The sequence below is a fragment of the Cellulosimicrobium sp. So1_17 genome (assembly GCF_055181235.1).
In genome coordinates, this window is sequence record NZ_CM143702.1 from 4,029,600 (window position 1) to 4,046,369 (window position 16,770).

Consider the following 16,770-nt stretch of genomic DNA (forward strand, 5'->3'; position numbering starts at 1 on the left):
CCCCGCCGCTCGTCCTGCCCGTCACCGCCCGACGGTGCGGGTCGGTCGTGCCTGTCGGCGCGCGACGGCGTGACGCGGGCTGGTGGTGCGCGTGGCCGCCGGCCGACGGGGCGGGCGCGTCGTGCTCGTCACGGCCTGGTGCGGGACGACCGGGGTGAGACGACGAGGGTCGGGGCGGGTGACGTGCGAAGGGCGTAGAGCCGCGCGCGTGAAGCGAGGACGACGGGCCGGAGGTGACGGCGCGGCAGCCCGAGCGCGTGACCCGGTCCGGCCACCCAGCCCGGCCACGCGCGTGCACCGACGACCAGCGCGCACCGACGACGGGAGCGCGGCGACGACGAGGGCTCAGGGGAGCCAGCGCCAGCCGAGGGGGGTGGCGACGGCGTCGACGGTCTTGTCGTGCCGTTCGAGGGGGAGAGGGCGGTCGTCGGCGTCGTAGACCTCCTCGGGGAAGACGACGGCGACGACCCTGGCGCCGGGCCGGGTGTGCTCGAGGGCGCGGTCGTACCAGCCGCCGCCCTGGCCGAGCCGTACGCCGCGCGAGTCGACGGCGAGCGCGGGCGCGACGACGACGTCGGCGAGCGCGAGGGCTTCGGGCCCGAGGGGTGCGGTGCCGGGTTCGGGCGGGCGGCCGGGCGCGCGGACCTGCAGGTCCGCCGGGCCGGCGTACTCGGCCCAGTCGCGCTGCAGCCCGGCGCCGAGCACGGGCAGCAGCACGCGCACGCCGCGCGCGGCGAGCCGTTCGAGCATCTCGGCGGTGCCGGGTTCGGTGGGGCGGGCGGCGTAGGTCGCGACGCACGTCGCCGCCGCGACCTCGGGGATCGTCTCGATCACGTCCGCGATGGCGACGGCCGCTTCCTTGCGGAGCCGTTCCGAGCGGGACTGTCGGTTCGTCCGGATGGCCTTGCGGAGGATCTCCTTCGCGTCCTCGACCTCGATGCTTCCGTGCAGGGGGTAGGGCTGGTCCGGGCCACTCATGTCCCTATTGTCACCCGGGCGCCGCGATGGGCCGTCCGCCGCGCGGGGGATGTCTCGCCCGTCGTGCACGGGTACGGGGTTCCCTGGACGCTCCGGACGGACCTATGATCGGGATCGTACTAGTACGGACTCCTGACAAAAGCGCCTGCCGCTCGTGTCAGGGCCGGCCTGCGCCGACCAGTGAGGACGCCATGACCGCGCCGACGACCGCCCTGACGACCGCTCCGTCCACCGAACCGACGCGCCGTCCGTCCACGGCGCCGGCGCCCCGTCCGTCCGGCGCTTCGGCCACCGCGTCGCCGCTCCGGGCCACCCGTGCCGCGGTGGTCCTCGCCGCCGGTCACGACGCCGCGTCGCGCGACCTGCTCACCCGGCCGCTCGGGGACGCGACCGTCGTCGAGCTCGCCGTCGCGACGGTGCGCAAGGTCGTCGACCCGCGCCGCGTCGTCGTCGTGGTCTCGCCCGACGACCCGACGGTGCGCGAGCTGCTCGGCGAGGACGTCGTCTACGTCGAGCAGCCCGAGCCGCGGGGGACGGGTGACGCGGTCCTCGCGGCCCGTGAGGCGGTCGCGTCCGTCCTCGGCGTGGGCGCGGACGGTCCTGTCCTCGTCGCCTACGCGGACACGCCGCTGCTGCGTCCCGAGTCGCTCCTCGGCGTGCTCACGCGCCACACGCTGACCGGGGCCGACCTGTCGTTGCTGTCGGCCGTCGTCGACGAGCCGCAGCCGAGCTCGGGCCTCGTCGTGCGGGCCGGCGGCGAGATCAGCGCGATCCTCGAGCCGGAGGACCGCGCGGGCGCGCCGGTGGGGGAGCGACCCGAGGTCAACGTGGGCGCCTACGTCGCCTCGCCGGCTCTGCTCTTCCGCGAGCTCGAGGCCATGGCCGCGGGCGGCGAGCACCGGCTCACCGAGCTCGCGCGCCGCGTCATCGGGGCCGGTCGGCGGATCTCCTCGTACCGGATCTACGACACCGACGAGGTGCGCGGCATCAACACGCCCGACGAGCTGCAGGAGGCCGCGGACGTCGTCCTCAAGCGCCTGTTCGTCCCGACGAAGAACACGGACACGAAGATCGTGTTCGGCACCGGGGGCTGGCGTGCGGTGATCGGCGAGGGCTACACGCTCGCGAACGTCCGCCGGCTGTGCCAGGCCATCGCGAACGAGACCGTGCGCCAGGGGCTCGACGGCAAGGGCGTCGTCATCGGCGGGGACCGCCGCTTCCTGTCGCGCGAGTCAGCGATCGCCGCCGCGGAGGTCTTCGCGGGCAACAACATCGCGGTCACGCTCCTGCCCGACGACGTCCCCACGCCTCTCGTGACGTTCGCCGCCCCGTACCTCGGCGCGGCGTACGGGATCATCGTCACGTCGAGCCACAACCCGCCCGAGTGGAACGGCATGAAGGTGTTCCGCCAGGACGGGTCGCTACCGCTGGACGACGAGACGGACCGGTACCAGGACGAGGCCAACGCGCTCTCCGTGGACGACGTCATCACGCTCGACATCGACGTCGCGCGCCGCACGGGCGTCGTCGTGGACCGGGCGCTCACCGACCCGTACGTCGACGCGATCGAGCGGATCATCGACGTCGACGCGGTGCGCGGCTCGGACCTGCAGGTGGTGGTGGACCCGATGTACGGGACGAGCCAGCTCACGCTCGGCACGATCCTGTCCGACATGCGCGTGCGCTCGGAGTTCATCCACGCGGCGCACAACCCGCTGTTCGGCGGCGTCGCGCCGGCGCCCGACCTGCAGCGCCTCAGCACGCTCGTGTCGATGATCCGGCAGGGCGGCGGGCGATACGACCTCGGCATGGCGACCGACGGCGACTCCGACCGCATCGGCATCGTCGACGAGACCGGCGAGTACATCTCGACCAACGACCTCCTGCTCCTCCTGTACTGGTACCTGCACGAGGTGCGCGGCGAGACGGGCGGCGTGGTGCGCAACCTCGCGACGACGCACCTGCTCGACCGCCTCGCGGCGCACTTCGGCGAGGAGTCGCGCGAGGTCAAGGTCGGGTTCAAGCACGTCACGGCGGGGATGGAGGAGATCGGCGCGGTGCTCGGCGGAGAGTCGTCGGGCGGCCTGACGATCCGGGGCTGGATCCTCGGCAAGGACGGGATCTTCGCGTGCGCGCTCGTCGCGGAGATGCTGGCCCGCACCGGCAAGCGGATCTCCGAGCTGCGCGCGACGGTCTACGCGATCACGGGCCGCCTGTACACGCTCGAGGCGGGGGTGCCCGCGACGCCGGAGATGCGCGTCGAGGTCCCGCGTCGGCTCGCGGCCGAGCCGCTCACGCACGTCGGGCCGTACCCGGTCGTGTCCGTCTCCCACCTGGACGGCACGAAGATCCTCCTCGAGGACGACAACTGGGCGCTCCTGCGCTTCTCCGGCACCGAGCCCGTGCTGCGCATGTTCGTCGAGGCGGACAGCCCTGAGAAGGCCGGCGAGCTGCTCGACTGGCTCCGCGGCTTCGTCACCGCCGGCGTCTGAGCCGCACCCGGCACGAGCCGGACGCACCCACCCCGGCGACCACGCGCCGTCGGGCACGTACGACCACCCGAGCAGCCCCCCGGAGAGGAACCCCAGCAACGATGCGCTACGGCCGCTTCGACACCGCGCGCGACGAGTACGTCGTCGAGCGCCCCGACGTCCCCGTCTCGTGGACGAACTACCTCGGCACGAAGGACCTGTGCACGGTCCTGTCCCACACCGGGGGCGGGTACTCGTACTACAAGAGCTCGCAGCAGGGCCGCATCACGCGCTTCCGTCCCAACGGTGTGCCGCTCGACCGCCCCGGCCACTACGTGTACGTGCGCGACGCCGACGACGGCGACTACTGGTCGGTGTCGTGGCAGCCGGTGGGCAAGCCGTTCGTCGGGCCGGACGAGGAGGTCGACGCCGCGGGCGGGGCCGGCCGGTGGACCACGCGGCACGGGCTCGGCTACTCGACCTTCCGGGCCGAGTACAAGGGCGTCGACGCCGAGCAGACCGTCTTCATCCCGGTCGACGACGACGTCGAGGTGTGGGACGTGCGCCTGACGAACACGACGGACCGGGAGCGGCGCCTCACGGTCTCCGGCTACGTGGAGTTCAGCTTCCACACGATCACCATCGACAACCAGAACCTGCAGATGTCGCTGTACGCGTCCGGGTCCTCGTACGAGGACGGGATCGTCGAGTACGACTTCTACTACGAGCCGTGGACGTTCCACTATTTCGCGTCGAGCGAGACGCCGTCGTCGTACGACTCGCTGCGCGACAGCTTCATCGGCCCCTACCGCACCGAGTCGAACCCGATCGCGATCGAGCGCGGCCACGGCTCCGACACGAGCGCGACGACGCAGAACCACTGCGGGGCGCTCCAGCACGAGATCGTGCTGCAGCCCGGAGAGACCAAGCGCCTCGTCTACCTGCTGGGCTACGGCTCGCGCGACGCGGCGGGCCGGGCGATGCAGGCGAAGTACGCGGACCTGCACGCCGACGTCCCGGCCGTCGACGCCGAGCGCGCACGCCTCGCCGCGTACTGGAGGGCCAAGCAGGACGCGCTCCGCATCCGTACGCCCCACGAGGGCATGAACACGATGATCAACACGTGGACGCTGCTCCAGGCCGAGACGTGCGTGCAGTGGTCTCGGTTCGCGTCGTTCGTCGAGGTCGGGGGGCGTGCGGGGCTCGGCTACCGCGACACGGCCCAGGACGTCCTGAGCGTCATCCACTCGAACCCGACGAAGACGAGGCAGCGGATCGTCGAGCTCCTGCGCGCCCAGACCGAGGCGGGGTACGGGCTGCACCTGTTCGACCCGAGGGCGTTCGACCCCGACGCGGAGAAGCTCCCCGACGTCCCGTCGCCGACGATCGTGCCGACCGTGGACCCGAAGGACCTGATCCACGGACTGGAGGACACGTGCTCCGACGACCACCTGTGGCTGGTCCCGTCCGTCGTGGAGTTCGTCAAGGAGACGGGGGACCGCGGGTTCCTCGACCTCGAGATCCCGTTCGCCGAGGGCACGCCCGCGACCGTCTACGACCACCTGGTCAAGGCGCTCGAGTTCTCCGCCGAGCAGGTGGGTCAGAACGGCGTCGCGCTCGGCCTGCGCGCGGACTGGAACGACTGCCTCAACCTCGGCGGGGGCGAGACGTCGCTCGTGACGTTCCTGCACGCGTGGGCGATCGGCGCGTTCCTCGAGATCGCGGAGCCGCTGGCCGCGGCCGGCGACGAGCGCGCGGAGGCCGACGTCGTGCGGTTCACCGCCGAGCGCGAGCGGATCGCGAAGGTCGCCGACGCCCAGCTCTGGGACGGCCGCTGGTGGATCCGCGGCTACACGCGCGACGGCGTGAAGATCGGCTCGGCCGAGAACGCCGAGGGCAAGATCTTCCTCGAGCACCAGGCATGGCCCGTCATCGCGGACATCACGACCCAGGAGCGCGGCGAGACGTCGATGGACGCCGTGCGCGAGCTGCTCGGCTCCGAGTACGGGAGCCACCTCAACTGGCCGGCGTTCACGCAGGTCGACGACACCGTCGGGTTCGTCACGCGCGTGTACCCGGGCATCAAGGAGAACGCCGCGATCTTCTCCCACCCCAACGCGTGGCCGATCATCGCCGAGGCGCTGCTGGGCCGCGGCGACGAGGCCGTGCAGCTCTACGACGCGATCCTGCCGTACCACCAGAACGACAACATCGAGGTCCGCGGGGCCGAGCCGTACGCCTACGTGCAGTTCCTCTACGGCCGCGACCACGAGTGGTTCGGCACGGCGCAGAACCCCTGGCTGACCGGCACGGCCGGCTGGATGTACACCGCCGTGACCAAGTACGTGCTCGGCGTGCGGCTCGCGCTCGACGGCCTCGTCGTCGACCCGTCGATCCCGCGTGACTGGGACGGGTTCGAGGTGCGACGCGAGTGGCGCGGTGCCGTCTACGAGATCGAGGTGCGCAACCCCGACCACGTCTCCAAGGGCGTGCGGGCCGTGACCGTCGACGGCGTCGAACACGACCCGGCGCTCCCGATCCCCGTGCAGCCGGTGGGCAGCGAGGTGCGCGTCGTCGTCACGCTCGGTTGACCGCGCCACGGTCGCGGCTGGTGGCGTCGGCCGCGACCGTGGTACACCCTGTCAGCGAGGCCGGGTCGTCCGTGCTTCGGCACGCGCGAGGAAGGCCGAGGATGGACGCCGCACGAAGGACGCCACGATGACCGGGAGGACGGCGCGCGCGTGGACCCTCACCAGGCCCTGGCCGGTCACGCTGCGCGAGGACACGCTCGACGGGTCCGTGGTGCTACGCCCGCTGCGCCGGCGTGACGCCCACGACTGGATGACTCTGCGGGCCCGCAACGCCGGGTGGCTCGAGCAGTGGGAGGCGACCTCTCCACGCCCCGGACCCGGCGGTCCGCCGACGTTCGGCGAGTACGTCCGAGCGCTCACCTCGCAGGCGCGCAACGGCTCGTCGTTGCCCTTCGCGGTCGAGTTCGACGGCGAGCTCGTCGGCCAGCTCACGGTCTCGTCGATCACCTACGGCTCCCTGTGCGGGGCGAGCGTGGGCTACTGGGTGAGCGAGCACGTCGCCGGCCGAGGGATCATCCCGACCGCCGTGGCCATGTCGGTCGACTACTGCTTCGCCGTGCTCGGCCTGCACCGGATCGAGATCAACATCCGCCCGGAGAACGGGCCGAGCCTGCGCGTCGTCGAGAAGCTCGGGCTGCGCGACGAGGGGCTGCGCGAGCGGTTCCTCCACATCCAGGGCGCCTGGCGCGACCACCGCACGTTCGCGATCACGACCGAGGAGGTCCCGGACGGCCTCCTGGCGCGCTGGCAGGCGACGCGCCGCGCCGGCGGCTGACGCGGCGTCGGGCACACGGCGTCGGGCGTGCCGCGGATGCCGGGCGCCCGACACGCCGGGGCGCGTCCGGGACGCGTGCGAGGGCCTCGCCTACCGTCGGAACGTGGAATCGGCCTCGGGGATCGTCGCGCTCGCGGTGGTCCTGCTGTGGCTGGGGTACTACGTACCCCACCGCGTGCAGCACCGCCAGCAGCTGCTGGAGGCGCGCACGGAGGACCGGTTCTCGGGCGCGCTGCGTGTCCTGTCCGTCGCCGGACGGGGCCTCGGCACTCCCGAGCGGCTGGTGCCGACGCTCGACGGGACGCTCGCCGTCGCGGCGGCGCCGACGGGCGGGGGTCGGGCACTGCTCGGCTCCGCACCGGGGGCCACGCAGAGGACGACGGGTACCGAGGGCACGGCGGGCACGACGGGCACGACGAGCACGGCACGATCAGACCGGTCGGACGGTCGGACGCACGACGAGGTGGAGGACGCCATGGAGATCAGCGGCAGCGCGTCATCCCCACGGGGTGCGGTCCCGGACGTCGGGCGTCCGTCGACGTCCCGCCTCGCCCTCCTCGAACGCCGCGCGGCCGCCGCGCGGCGACGGCTCGCGCTCACCGCCGTCCTGCTGCTCGCCAGCGTCGCCGTCTGGGTCGTCGTCGGTCTGGGCCTCGTGGCGTGGTGGGCAGCTGTCGTCCCGACGGCGCTGCTCGCCCTGGTCCTCGTCCTCGGCCGGCGCGCCGTGCTGTCCGCGCAGCGGGCCGACGCCACGTGGCTCGCCGAGCGACGGGCGGAGGCCCGTGCCGCGCGCGGCACGGTCGCCGGCAGCCCCGCCGCCCCCCGCAACGTGCGTCCGCGAGTGACAGGACGGGCCGTGCACGGCTCGCAGCTCAGCACGCAGATGATCCCGCGCGTCACCGCGAAGGACCTCGCGCGGGCCGGCGCGACCGCCGCAGCGGACAGCGCCGCGGCCACCGTCGCGACCCCGGGCGGCTCGGGGCGCGGGACGTCGCGCGCCGGCTCGAGCACCCCGCGCACCGACGACGACCCCGCGGAGGGTTCCTCGGCCCGCCCGGAGAAGCGCGACGAGGTGCCGACCACCGTCGCCCCCGAGCCGGCAGAGCCGACCGAGGACCGCGTCCCCTCGGGCCGCGCCTGGGACCCGGTCCCCGTGCCACGGCCGACGTACACGATGAAGCCCACCGCACCCCGGCGGGAGCCGGCTCCTCTGGCCGAGGACGAGACGTCGCCCGCAGCGGTCCGACCGGCTGCGGCGAACGCCGCCGTGCCGATGCCCGAGCGGACCGCGGCCCCGGAGCGTGCCGAGGGCGACGCGCAGAAGCCGAGCACCGAGACGCTGGGGCTGGCCCTGGACGAGATCCTCGCGCGCCGGCGAGCGGCGGGGCAGTAGCCCGACAGGTGGCCGGCGCCTGTCCGTCGGAGGCGCTTCGTGGCGGCACCGGTTTGCAGGACCACGGCCCCCAGGTGTTAGTCTGTACACCGCTCGAGGGGCTATGGCGCAGTTGGTAGCGCGTCTCGTTCGCAATGAGAAGGTCGGGGGTTCGAATCCCCCTAGCTCCACTCCTCGAAGGCCGTTGGTCAGGATGAAGTTCCTGGTCAGCGGCCTTCGGTGTTTCCCGAGGTCCTCGACTGAGAGGACCGGAACGACTGTGACTCCACGCGAGATTCCACGCGAGTGCTTACCGGCGATGCGTGCGGGCGACCCTGATCGACCTTGGACGCCGGTGGCGGTGCCGCACCTGACCCTCATGGTCACGCGAAACGAACCACCGCTCACCCACACCCCGATGTGGACGCTCGACGAGCTCTGCGAGAAGGTCCACGTGAGCCGAGAGACGGTGCACACGTGGCGCAAGAGAGGGACGGCGCCCAAGGCGTACGTCATCGGCCGCCACCTGCTGTTCGAGGAGTCCGATGTCCGGGCTTGGCTCGAGGCCCGGACTGCTCCCGTCGACGGCGAGCCGGGTGCCGGCTCTGGCTCGGGTTGGTGAGCCCGATGGCTCACGAGAAGCTGAAGCCGGGCGAGCACGGCGAGATCTTCATCAAGCAGACCTCGAGCGGTTCGTACCAGGCGCGCGTGCGCGTGCGACTGCTCGACGGCACGGAGACGCAGATCTCGCGGAGCCGCAAGACTCGAGCCTCTGCACGGCTCGCCGTGCAGGCCGAGGTCGACGATCGACTCAAGCGGCCGAAGGGATCGATCGACCTCAGGCACGACAGCAAGGTCGGTCTCGCGGCGCGCCAGTGGATCGACGAGCTGCGCGTGCAGGCTACCTGGCCCCAGCCGCGTCGCCGCCCCCAGACGATCGATGAGTACGAGCGCCTCCTCGGAACGCTGATGGTTCCGAAGCTGGGCAGGCTCCGCCTCGATGAGTTGACTACTGCGAGATGCCAGGCCTGGATCGACGGAATCATCGAGGCGGGCCGGAAGGGGCCGAACGACATGGTCGTCACGGCCGCGCAGGCGCGGATGGCGTTCAAGGCCGTGCTGGACCGCGCGATCGTTCACGACGCGCTGCGATCCAACCCGATGGACAAGACGACGACGCCGCCCCGTAAGCAGCCGAATCCCGCCGCACTGACGGTGACCGACGTGTTCCGCCTTCGAGCGGCCGTCCGAGCCTGGGAGGCCGACCGCGTCGGCCGACCCGGCCCGCCACCGAACGGACACGTCCCGGTTGCTGTCGACGTCATGCTCGGGACCGGTCTGCGGATCGGCGAGGTCCTCGCGCTCAACTGGGGAGAGGTCAACCTGACGTCGGAGGGCCTGCCGACAGTGACCGTGAACGCCACGATGGTCGACATCAAGGGGCAGGGCACCGTGCGGCAGGCGATGCCCAAGACGGATGCCGGGAAGAGGACGATCATCATCCCGCCGTTCACGGTGGAGTCGCTGCGGACACTGCGTCCCGAGGTCGTTTCGCCGGACGCGCCGGTGTTCCCATCGCGGCGCATGGCAGGCAGCGGCGCGGGGGAGTTCCGGCCGCAGACTCCGCACAACGTGCGGCGGACGCTGCGGGCGGCGCTCGAGCTCGCGGGTATGAAGGGTGAGGTCCACCCTCATCTGCTCCGGTCGACGGTCGCGACTTTCGTCGCGCGCGAGCGAGGGACCGCAGACGCTGCAGCGCTGCTCGGGCACAAGATCCAGGGCGGCGTCACCCAACGGCATTATGTCGAGCGCCTTCGGGTCGCTCCCGACGTGTCGTCCATCCTGGAGGCGATGGTCGAGATCGGCGAGGAGGAGGCAGCGGTGGCGACCGGGCGAGCACCGCGGCACGAGGACGTTCAGCAGCCGGCGGTGAGCACGTCGTCGGCCACCGGAGGTCCGGCCGCCGACGAGGGTTCGGGTTGGTGAAGACTCACGGATCATGGCAAGTCGGGTCCAGCTGCTGTCGGGCGGTCTGGGCTCCGTGACCCATCGTTCAGGTCGGTCCCGGTACGGGGCCGGGCTGGCCGGGCGGGGGCCCTGACGGAGTAACCGCGGTCAAGGTTGTGGTCGACCATGCGCGGCGGGACGGTCAGCCCCGCGCGCTGGCCGTCGGCGATGACGGTGCTGAGTGCGCCGGCGAGCTGGCCGGGGAACTGGCTGCGGTCCCCGACGACGGTGAGGTTGGTTGGCGCCCTACCCGTCGGGTCGAACTGGGTGGAGCCCAGGACCTGGTCGATCTTCGTGTCGAAGTAGGTGTTGACGTAGACCTGGCCGCCGTCGAGCTGGACGGCGGTCGCTTCCTCCCACTCGGCACCGCGGCGTGGTGCGGCGGACTCGCGGCGTCGGAGGACGAGGAGGTCGGCGATCTCGTCGGTTCCGGTTGCGCCCCGGTAGATGCCGGATGGGAAGCGCACCGCGCCGACGAGGTCGGCGAGCTCCGCGAGCTGGCGGCGCCCGAACGGGACGGGGTTGTCCATCAGGTCGTGCGTGGCGATGACGGCTGTGAGTCCGCCCGGCTTGGTGACGGCGAGAGCGAGCGTGGTATCGATGATGTGGTCGGCTCGCCGTTTGACGATGTTGGGTGCGTAGGTCAGGCGGATGTCGTACCCGGCGAGGCTGGCGATGACGGCGTCGAAGTCTTCGCGCTCGTCCCAGCGCTGCATATCGGAGAAGGGCCCGACGGCGTTCCCGTTGCTGTCCTTGTGCGCGACGACCGAACCGTGCTGGGGACCGGCGCGTTCGAGCAAGCCCAGGAGCGTGCCGCAGCCGTCACCGACGGCAAGGACGTGCCCGCCACGGTGCCCGAGAGCGTTGAAGGTTCGCCAGATCTGCGCGGCGACGACTCTGTGGGTCTTGGTGGCCGGGTCGGCCAGGTGGTCGTGCGCCGCGAGCGCGTCGGCGGCGATCTTCATGTTGCGCGGGACGTCGACGCTCATGACGGACCTCCGGGTCCTCTGGGCCTGCGGCGTCGGGAGGCGACGTCGTCGTCGACGAACATGCTGAAGTCGGCGGCGCGGTCGGTGATCTCCCGGTCGGCGGCGACGGGTTCGGGAGGTTCCCCGGGCCAGATCGTGTGCCTCGTGGGACGGTCACGATCCAGGCGGGTGCCGCAGGCGGCGACCCATTCGCGCAGTCGGTGACGGGCGTCGGCAAAATCGCGCATCCATGCGACGGGAGCAGACGGTGAGGCGTCGGGGTCGTAACAGGCCAGCCAGTGCGTGTGCAGCGCGGACAGCTCCCAGACGAGCTCGTCGTGGCGATGCCAGAGGGGCGGGATGATCGTGGGCGGGAGACCGAATGCCTTGCGCAGCCAGGTGACCCACGCGTTCAGGTCCGTCCACGCCGCATGCGCTTCCTCTGGGCTCAGCGCGTTCCAGTTGACCGGGACGATCTCGTCGTCACCCGCGGCGGCCAAGGTCGGATTGTGGTCGTCGGGGACGCCCGCCAACGCGCTGAATCCGGTCGCGTCGAACAGGGGCGGCATCTTGTCGAACGGCCACTCGTCCGGCTCGGAGGTGCTGCTCATCGTGGGCCACCGCCCCTCAGCTTCCGAGCGGCGACTCGACGCCGTCGAGCGGACCACTGTGCCGGACGAGGTTCGGCTGCGCGGGCAGGTCCGGCACCACCCGCAGCCGTGGTCCCGACGCCGAAGCCTCCTCCGGCTCGGCGGCGCTGCGGGTGCCGAGGTGTCTGGCCTGGGACGCCGGGTGTCGGGCCATGGACTGGGCGAGGGCGTCGTCGGTGGCGTCATGGCCGATGCGGGTCGCGACGAACTCGTGCCGCACCTCCTCAACACCGAACCGATCGACGGAGTACGAGCGCGTGCGCCCGGCGGCGACGAAGCGTTCGCCCTTGTGGAACTCGCCCACGAGCCGGGCGGCAGGCGCACCATAGATCGCGAGCGTGTGGAACGAAGGGTCGGCCTTGGCGCGCGATCCGTCGGGCTCGCGTTCCCAGTGCTCGATGCCGACGCGTACCGCGAGGCGGCACACGCCGCCAGCGGTCGTGGTGAGGCGGGGCTCTGTGACGATGAACCCGGCGAGTGACTCCCGGGTCGGGATCGGCTCGGACACAGCGACTCCTGTTCAGAGGGATGAGTTTGCCGCCTGGGCGGCTGTACCCCACAGGTGCGCGAGCCCGACCGTGACGGAGGTGAGCTGCGGCCGTGGTGCATGCTCGAGGCAGCAGGCCGTTCGACCAGCAGGGCGTCGTTTCGGACACCGGCGTGACATCCGACCGACGCAATGTCCCGTGTCACCCCCTTGCGACACAATGCGTCGTACCCGACCACGAGGAGGACTGATGCCAGCTCGGCGAGTCCGGATTACGAGAACGGTCCGTGTGCAGACGCAGGTCCGTGTCACGCAGAAGCGCGTTGTCGCCTCGCCTCAGCCCGCGCCGAGGCCGACAAGTACTCAGGTGAGTCAGGAGCGGAGAAGGTTGGAGAGCGCCGGCAAGTCGCTCGAGGCTGCGGTGAGTAAGGCGCGCCCGCGTGTGACATACACGCCAGCCGAACAGAGGTCGCTGGCGCCAATCGCGATGCAGGCCGCACAGCAGGCCTCCACGCACCCCGATCGTCGCGACGTGTTCCTCTGCCACGCGTGGGACGACCGCGCAGGCCTCGCGAAGACGCTCCACGACCTGCTGGAGAGTTTCGACGTCGCCGTATGGTTCTCCGAGAAGGACGTCGCACTCGGCACGAGCCTGATCCGAGAGATCGACCGCGGACTCAAGATGTCGCGCATCGGTGTCGTCCTCGTGACGCCGAACATGCTGAAGCGCCTCGACTCACAAGGCGTGGCCGACAAGGAGCTGTCTGCGCTGTTGGCCACCGACCGCGTGATCCCCGTGATTGATGGAACGACCTTCGAGGCTCTGCGCGATGAGAGCCCTCTGCTGGCATCGCGCAGCGGACTCTCGACTCGGGAGAACACGTTGGAGCAGATCGCGGTCAAGATCGCCGAAGCGGTGCGCCCGGGCGCGTAGCGCCCAGACTGAGTTCGGCGCGGGGCTGCCGTCACTCACTGCGCACAGCCCCGGCAGCTAGAGCCCGGGACTTGCCCGTAGTCAAGCGCCCGGAGCGCCGAAGAGGGCCTCAACTCCCGCCCGATCGGCCTCCAGGGCGTGGGTATCACTCCGCGAGGTCCACGCGCGCAGGTCGGTGATCATCACGGGTGCCGAGCGCAGGATCGTGACGGCTGTCCCGAACGGCAGCGTCCGCAGCGCTTCCGGCGGCATGATCGGCACCCGTCGTGTCGACCGCTGTGTGGACTTCGTCCCGTCGGCGCCTGTGGAGACGGAGTCGGTGGTCTCGTCGCGCTCGCCGATGAGTGACGACACGTCCTGAAGGTCTTTGGCGACCGACCCGCCGCCGAGGAGCACCTTGACGATGGAGGAGTCCCAGATAGTCCCGGCGTCGTCGATGCCCCACTTGGAGCGGGCCTGGGACATCGACTGCAGGACGGGCATGGTCGTGATGCCGGATCCGCCGCCGTCGGACATGAGCTGGGGGAGCGAGGGTAGCGGGGCGAGGTTGCCGATCTCGTCGAGCGCGAGGAGCAGCGGTGGGTCGAGACGCTGCTTTGGCAGCGTCGAGGCGGTGCGGCGGGCGACCTCGACGACGTCTTCGATGAATGCCGCGACGAGAGGGCCGGCGCCTGCGGCGCCCCCGGCGGTGCCGAGGAGGTAGAGGGTGCCGCGGTCGCGGATGAACTGTGCGGGGTCGAAGTCCTCGCCGGGACGGGGTGTGACGGCGTCCATGACTTGGGGATCGGCGAGGCAGTCGAGGGCGAGGGAGACGCCCATCCAGACCGAGTCGCGGGTTCGGGGGTCGGCGTGGATCTCAGTGGACAAGGCGTCGGCCCAGCCTGGTGCGGCGTCGTGATGGGACGCGAGGATCTGGACGGCGGCTTCTGCGGAGGCAGGGGACAGGGACCAGTCGTAGAGGTCCCGTGCACCCAGGCCCGCCAGGGCGGCGGCGTGGAGCATGCCTTGGAGGGTGGTCTTGGTCTTCTTCTCCCAGAACCCGCCGGAGTCCGTCCCGCCACCCTTCTGCAGTCCGGTCGAGGCAGCGAACCCGTGCGCGCGGGCCATCGCCGTCTGTGCGCGCTCGCACCCGCGGACCGGCGACCATCGCATCGCCGAGATGATCCCGCCCGCGAGGCACTGCGGGTCGAAGACGGCGACCGGGCCAGCATGCTCGCGCGCGGCGATGGTGATGGCGAGGTTGTCAGGCCGGGTCGACGTGGTCACGACGGCGCCGGGCGCGTCGAGGATCGCGTTGATCACAAGGTGCAGGCCCTTGCCGGACCGGGGCGGACCGAGAACGAGCGTGGAGTCCTCGACCGATGTCCAGATCTCCTGACCATGGCAAGTGCCGAGGAGGTAGCCGACGTCGGCCGCCCTAGGGTGACGGAGGGATGGGCGCAGGTCTTGCGCCCGCTCGAGCAACTGATGTCTGGACGCGGCCCTGCGGACATCCGCCACGGTCGCGGTCCCGAGCTGGTGGTGCGGGTCTCGGCGGTGCACCGTCGCCGAGTTGCGGTACAGACGCCACGCGCCGCAGGCGGCGGCCATGACGACGCCGAGGAGGACCACGACGATCGCCCAGTACGCGACCCGGTTCAGGAGGGGTGCGCTGAAGGCCATGCCGGGATCGCCCGGGCGCCGGGCGGCGTCGATGGCCGCTTCCAGCCCGCCCGACGGCGAAGGAGCACCGGTGAAGTAGGCGGCGAGCGATGCTGCCCCGCGGAGCACGCCAGCGAGTGCGACCGCTCCAGCGAGGAGCGCGAGACTGACGTTGAGCACGATGTCATGGCTCGTCGCGGCGGTGCGGGAGGTGGTCATTGCTGGTCGCCGCCGAACGGGTCGACCAGCACGAGCGTCCCGGATGTCTGACCGAACAGGACGAAGGGCCCTGCCCGCCGCTGCAGGAGCGCGGTTGGCAGTCGCAGGGACGCGGTCCCGTCGTCGTCGGCCTGGTTGCGCGTGACGATCATGGCGAACGCGACGTGCTCGCCCGGGATGAAGCCGTCGCCGCGCAGCCCGACGACGACGCCGTCATCGTCGACTCGGAACGTTTCGGCGGAGTCGGTCTGTAGTGACGCGGCACGTCCCGGCTTGGCGTCCGAGCGGTCGATGCCCGACGGGCCGGGGCAGCCGGGTGTGGCGTCGTCGGGCGTGACGATGTCGGTGAACGGCGGCAGGCCACCTTCGGCAACGCGGACCTGCAGAGCAACGTCGCGGGCGCGGGCGAGCTCGACGAGCTGCGCACGGAGCGTCGAACGTTCCAGTGGGGTCGACGGTTCAAGGCGGACACCGTCGACAGCGACCGTGATCGGGCCGGCGTCGGGGATGGAGACTTCGACCAACGGCAGGACGATGGGCACGGGTCCGGCTCGCTCGCGGGTCTCGTGGCGGATCATCTGGTCACCGCCGCACTCGCTGCGCCCGGGCGCCGCGTCGTCGTCGTGCCCGAGCGGGTGGCGGCCCGGTGGTGAGAGAGCGCTTCGCGATCCAGACCCGGCGGCAGGCCGTTGCCGATCTGCGCCGTCTCGAGCTGGCCGAGGATCATCGTCGCGGTCTTCGCGACGCGGTCGAAGGTCCGCATGACCGTCTCGACGTGGTCACCGGGAACCGACGATGCCCACGTCGCGACGTACGGGACGGTGTACTGGCTGGTGTCGACTCCGTGCGCGCCAAGCACGAGCGCGGCGGTCGACTCGGCTTCGACCTCGACGATGCCGCGGTGCATAGCCGCGTCCTCGTTCGATGGCCCGTGGGCCATGACGTGAGCGAGTTCGTGCGTCAGCGTTCGGACGGCCGAGAGGGGTTCGACGTCGGTACGGACCTGGACGGTCTTGGCGAGGTAGCTCGTCAGGCCGTTCGCGCCCCCAATCTCTTTCGCGGAGTCGACGAGTAGCAGGTCGAAGCCGCGCGCGGCGATCTGCGCGGCGACTCCGTCCCACAGGCCCACAGGCGCCTGCCCGGTCAGCAGGACGGGCGCCGGAAGCATCTCGACCGGATCTCCCTCCGTCTGGCAGACGTCGAAGACCCGACCCACCTTCGTGTTCACCAACTTGCGCTTGAGGACCTCGCCCGGCCGGAGCTTCTCCCAGTTGCCGAGCCTGCGCCAGGAGTCCTCCGGGGCGTCAGGGAACTGCGCCGCGTACCGGCCGAAGACGGGGAGGCGGATCTCCAGACCGTGCTGCCCCTTGATGACGGTGCGGCCCAGCGAGTTCCACTGCTTGATGCCAGCCACCATCGTGGGCGTGTCGGTCGGGACCAGACCCTTGGCGTATTGCTCGGAGAGGCCCACCCAAATCAGGACACTGTTCATCGCCGAGTATGCCCGGAGCCGCGCGCCCACCATGAGCGCACGCATCCAGTCCTCACCCGTGACGAGCGTTCCGACCGCAGTGGTCAGTTTTTCGTGCAGGGCCTTCAGCCGGGCTTCCTGCTCGACCCGCTTCGTCATGTTGCTGGTATGCATCGCGCCTCCCTTGTTGGCGGGGAGGTGCGCGC

Annotated in this window: 14 protein-coding genes and 1 tRNA gene; 8 read left to right on the forward strand and 7 right to left on the reverse strand. The window is 71.3% G+C overall.

Annotation, left to right across the window (positions count from 1 at the left end):
• Positions 1–345 precede the first annotated feature (345 nt).
• Positions 346–978 (reverse strand): 5-formyltetrahydrofolate cyclo-ligase, encoded by a 633-nt coding sequence (locus ACZCLJ_RS17795; RefSeq protein WP_251150532.1) that lies wholly within the window; start codon positions 976–978, stop codon positions 346–348.
• 191 nt (positions 979–1,169) lie between these two features.
• On the opposite strand from ACZCLJ_RS17795, the gene ACZCLJ_RS17800 reads away from it, so the two are divergent.
• The 7 genes from ACZCLJ_RS17800 to ACZCLJ_RS17830 all read left to right on the forward strand — a co-directional run bounded on the left by ACZCLJ_RS17800 (position 1,170) and on the right by ACZCLJ_RS17830 (position 10,173).
• Entirely contained in the window at positions 1,170–3,470 is a 2,301-nt protein-coding gene (locus ACZCLJ_RS17800; RefSeq protein WP_463104713.1) for an NTP transferase domain-containing protein, read from the forward strand.
• Positions 3,471–3,571: 101 nt separating this feature from the next.
• On the forward strand, positions 3,572–6,040 hold the full coding sequence (locus ACZCLJ_RS17805) for a GH36-type glycosyl hydrolase domain-containing protein (RefSeq protein ID WP_463104714.1): 2,469 nt from the start codon (positions 3,572–3,574) through the stop codon (positions 6,038–6,040).
• A 127-nt stretch (positions 6,041–6,167) separates the two neighbouring features.
• Positions 6,168–6,815, forward strand: coding sequence for a GNAT family N-acetyltransferase (locus tag ACZCLJ_RS17810; RefSeq protein ID WP_251150529.1), 648 nt, complete (start codon positions 6,168–6,170; stop codon positions 6,813–6,815).
• A 103-nt stretch (positions 6,816–6,918) separates the two neighbouring features.
• Positions 6,919–8,208 carry a hypothetical protein gene (locus tag ACZCLJ_RS17815; RefSeq protein WP_463104715.1) on the forward strand — a complete coding sequence of 430 codons (1,290 nt, stop codon included), beginning with the start codon at positions 6,919–6,921 and terminating at the stop codon, positions 8,206–8,208.
• Between the two features lie 97 nt (positions 8,209–8,305).
• Positions 8,306–8,378: transfer RNA gene (locus ACZCLJ_RS17820), tRNA-Ala, on the forward strand.
• Positions 8,379–8,548: 170 nt separating this feature from the next.
• A complete protein-coding gene (locus ACZCLJ_RS17825; protein ID WP_463104716.1) occupies positions 8,549–8,809 on the forward strand; it encodes a helix-turn-helix transcriptional regulator in 261 nt (86 codons plus the stop codon).
• 5 nt (positions 8,810–8,814) lie between these two features.
• A complete protein-coding gene (locus ACZCLJ_RS17830) occupies positions 8,815–10,173 on the forward strand; it encodes a tyrosine-type recombinase/integrase (protein ID WP_463104717.1) in 1,359 nt (452 codons plus the stop codon).
• An 11-nt stretch (positions 10,174–10,184) separates the two neighbouring features.
• Here the strand turns inward: ACZCLJ_RS17830 and ACZCLJ_RS17835 are convergent, their stop codons facing one another.
• The 3 genes from ACZCLJ_RS17835 to ACZCLJ_RS17845 are packed head-to-tail and all read right to left on the reverse strand — an operon-like array spanning position 10,185 to position 12,320.
• Positions 10,185–11,183, reverse strand: coding sequence for a hypothetical protein (locus tag ACZCLJ_RS17835; protein ID WP_463104718.1), 999 nt, complete (start codon positions 11,181–11,183; stop codon positions 10,185–10,187).
• Entirely contained in the window at positions 11,180–11,773 is a 594-nt protein-coding gene (locus ACZCLJ_RS17840; protein WP_463104719.1) for a hypothetical protein, read from the reverse strand. The genes ACZCLJ_RS17835 and ACZCLJ_RS17840 overlap by 4 nt, the downstream gene beginning before the upstream one ends.
• A 16-nt stretch (positions 11,774–11,789) precedes the next feature.
• Positions 11,790–12,320 (reverse strand): single-stranded DNA-binding protein, encoded by a 531-nt coding sequence (locus tag ACZCLJ_RS17845; protein ID WP_463104720.1) that lies wholly within the window; start codon positions 12,318–12,320, stop codon positions 11,790–11,792.
• Positions 12,321–12,687: 367 nt separating this feature from the next.
• Here ACZCLJ_RS17845 and ACZCLJ_RS17850 point away from each other — a divergent pair, with 367 nt between their 5' ends.
• Positions 12,688–13,233, forward strand: coding sequence for a toll/interleukin-1 receptor domain-containing protein (locus ACZCLJ_RS17850; RefSeq protein ID WP_463104721.1), 546 nt, complete (start codon positions 12,688–12,690; stop codon positions 13,231–13,233).
• A gap of 81 nt (positions 13,234–13,314) precedes the next feature.
• On the opposite strand, the gene ACZCLJ_RS17855 is transcribed toward ACZCLJ_RS17850, so the two are convergent.
• Genes ACZCLJ_RS17855 through ACZCLJ_RS17865 form a run of 3 tightly spaced genes read right to left on the reverse strand, consistent with a single transcriptional unit; the run spans position 13,315 to position 16,738 of the window.
• The gene (locus ACZCLJ_RS17855; RefSeq protein ID WP_463104722.1) at positions 13,315–15,093 is read right to left on the reverse strand and encodes a type IV secretory system conjugative DNA transfer family protein; all 1,779 of its coding nucleotides are present in this window, start codon (positions 15,091–15,093) and stop codon (positions 13,315–13,317) included.
• Positions 15,090–15,671: a hypothetical protein gene (locus ACZCLJ_RS17860; RefSeq protein ID WP_463104723.1), complete on the reverse strand. Its 582-nt coding sequence runs from the start codon at positions 15,669–15,671 to the stop codon at positions 15,090–15,092. The genes ACZCLJ_RS17855 and ACZCLJ_RS17860 overlap by 4 nt, the downstream gene beginning before the upstream one ends.
• On the reverse strand, positions 15,668–16,738 hold the full coding sequence (locus tag ACZCLJ_RS17865; protein ID WP_463104724.1) for an ArdC-like ssDNA-binding domain-containing protein: 1,071 nt from the start codon (positions 16,736–16,738) through the stop codon (positions 15,668–15,670). Before ACZCLJ_RS17865 ends, ACZCLJ_RS17860 begins: the two co-directional genes overlap by 4 nt.
• Positions 16,739–16,770: the final 32 nt, after the last annotated feature.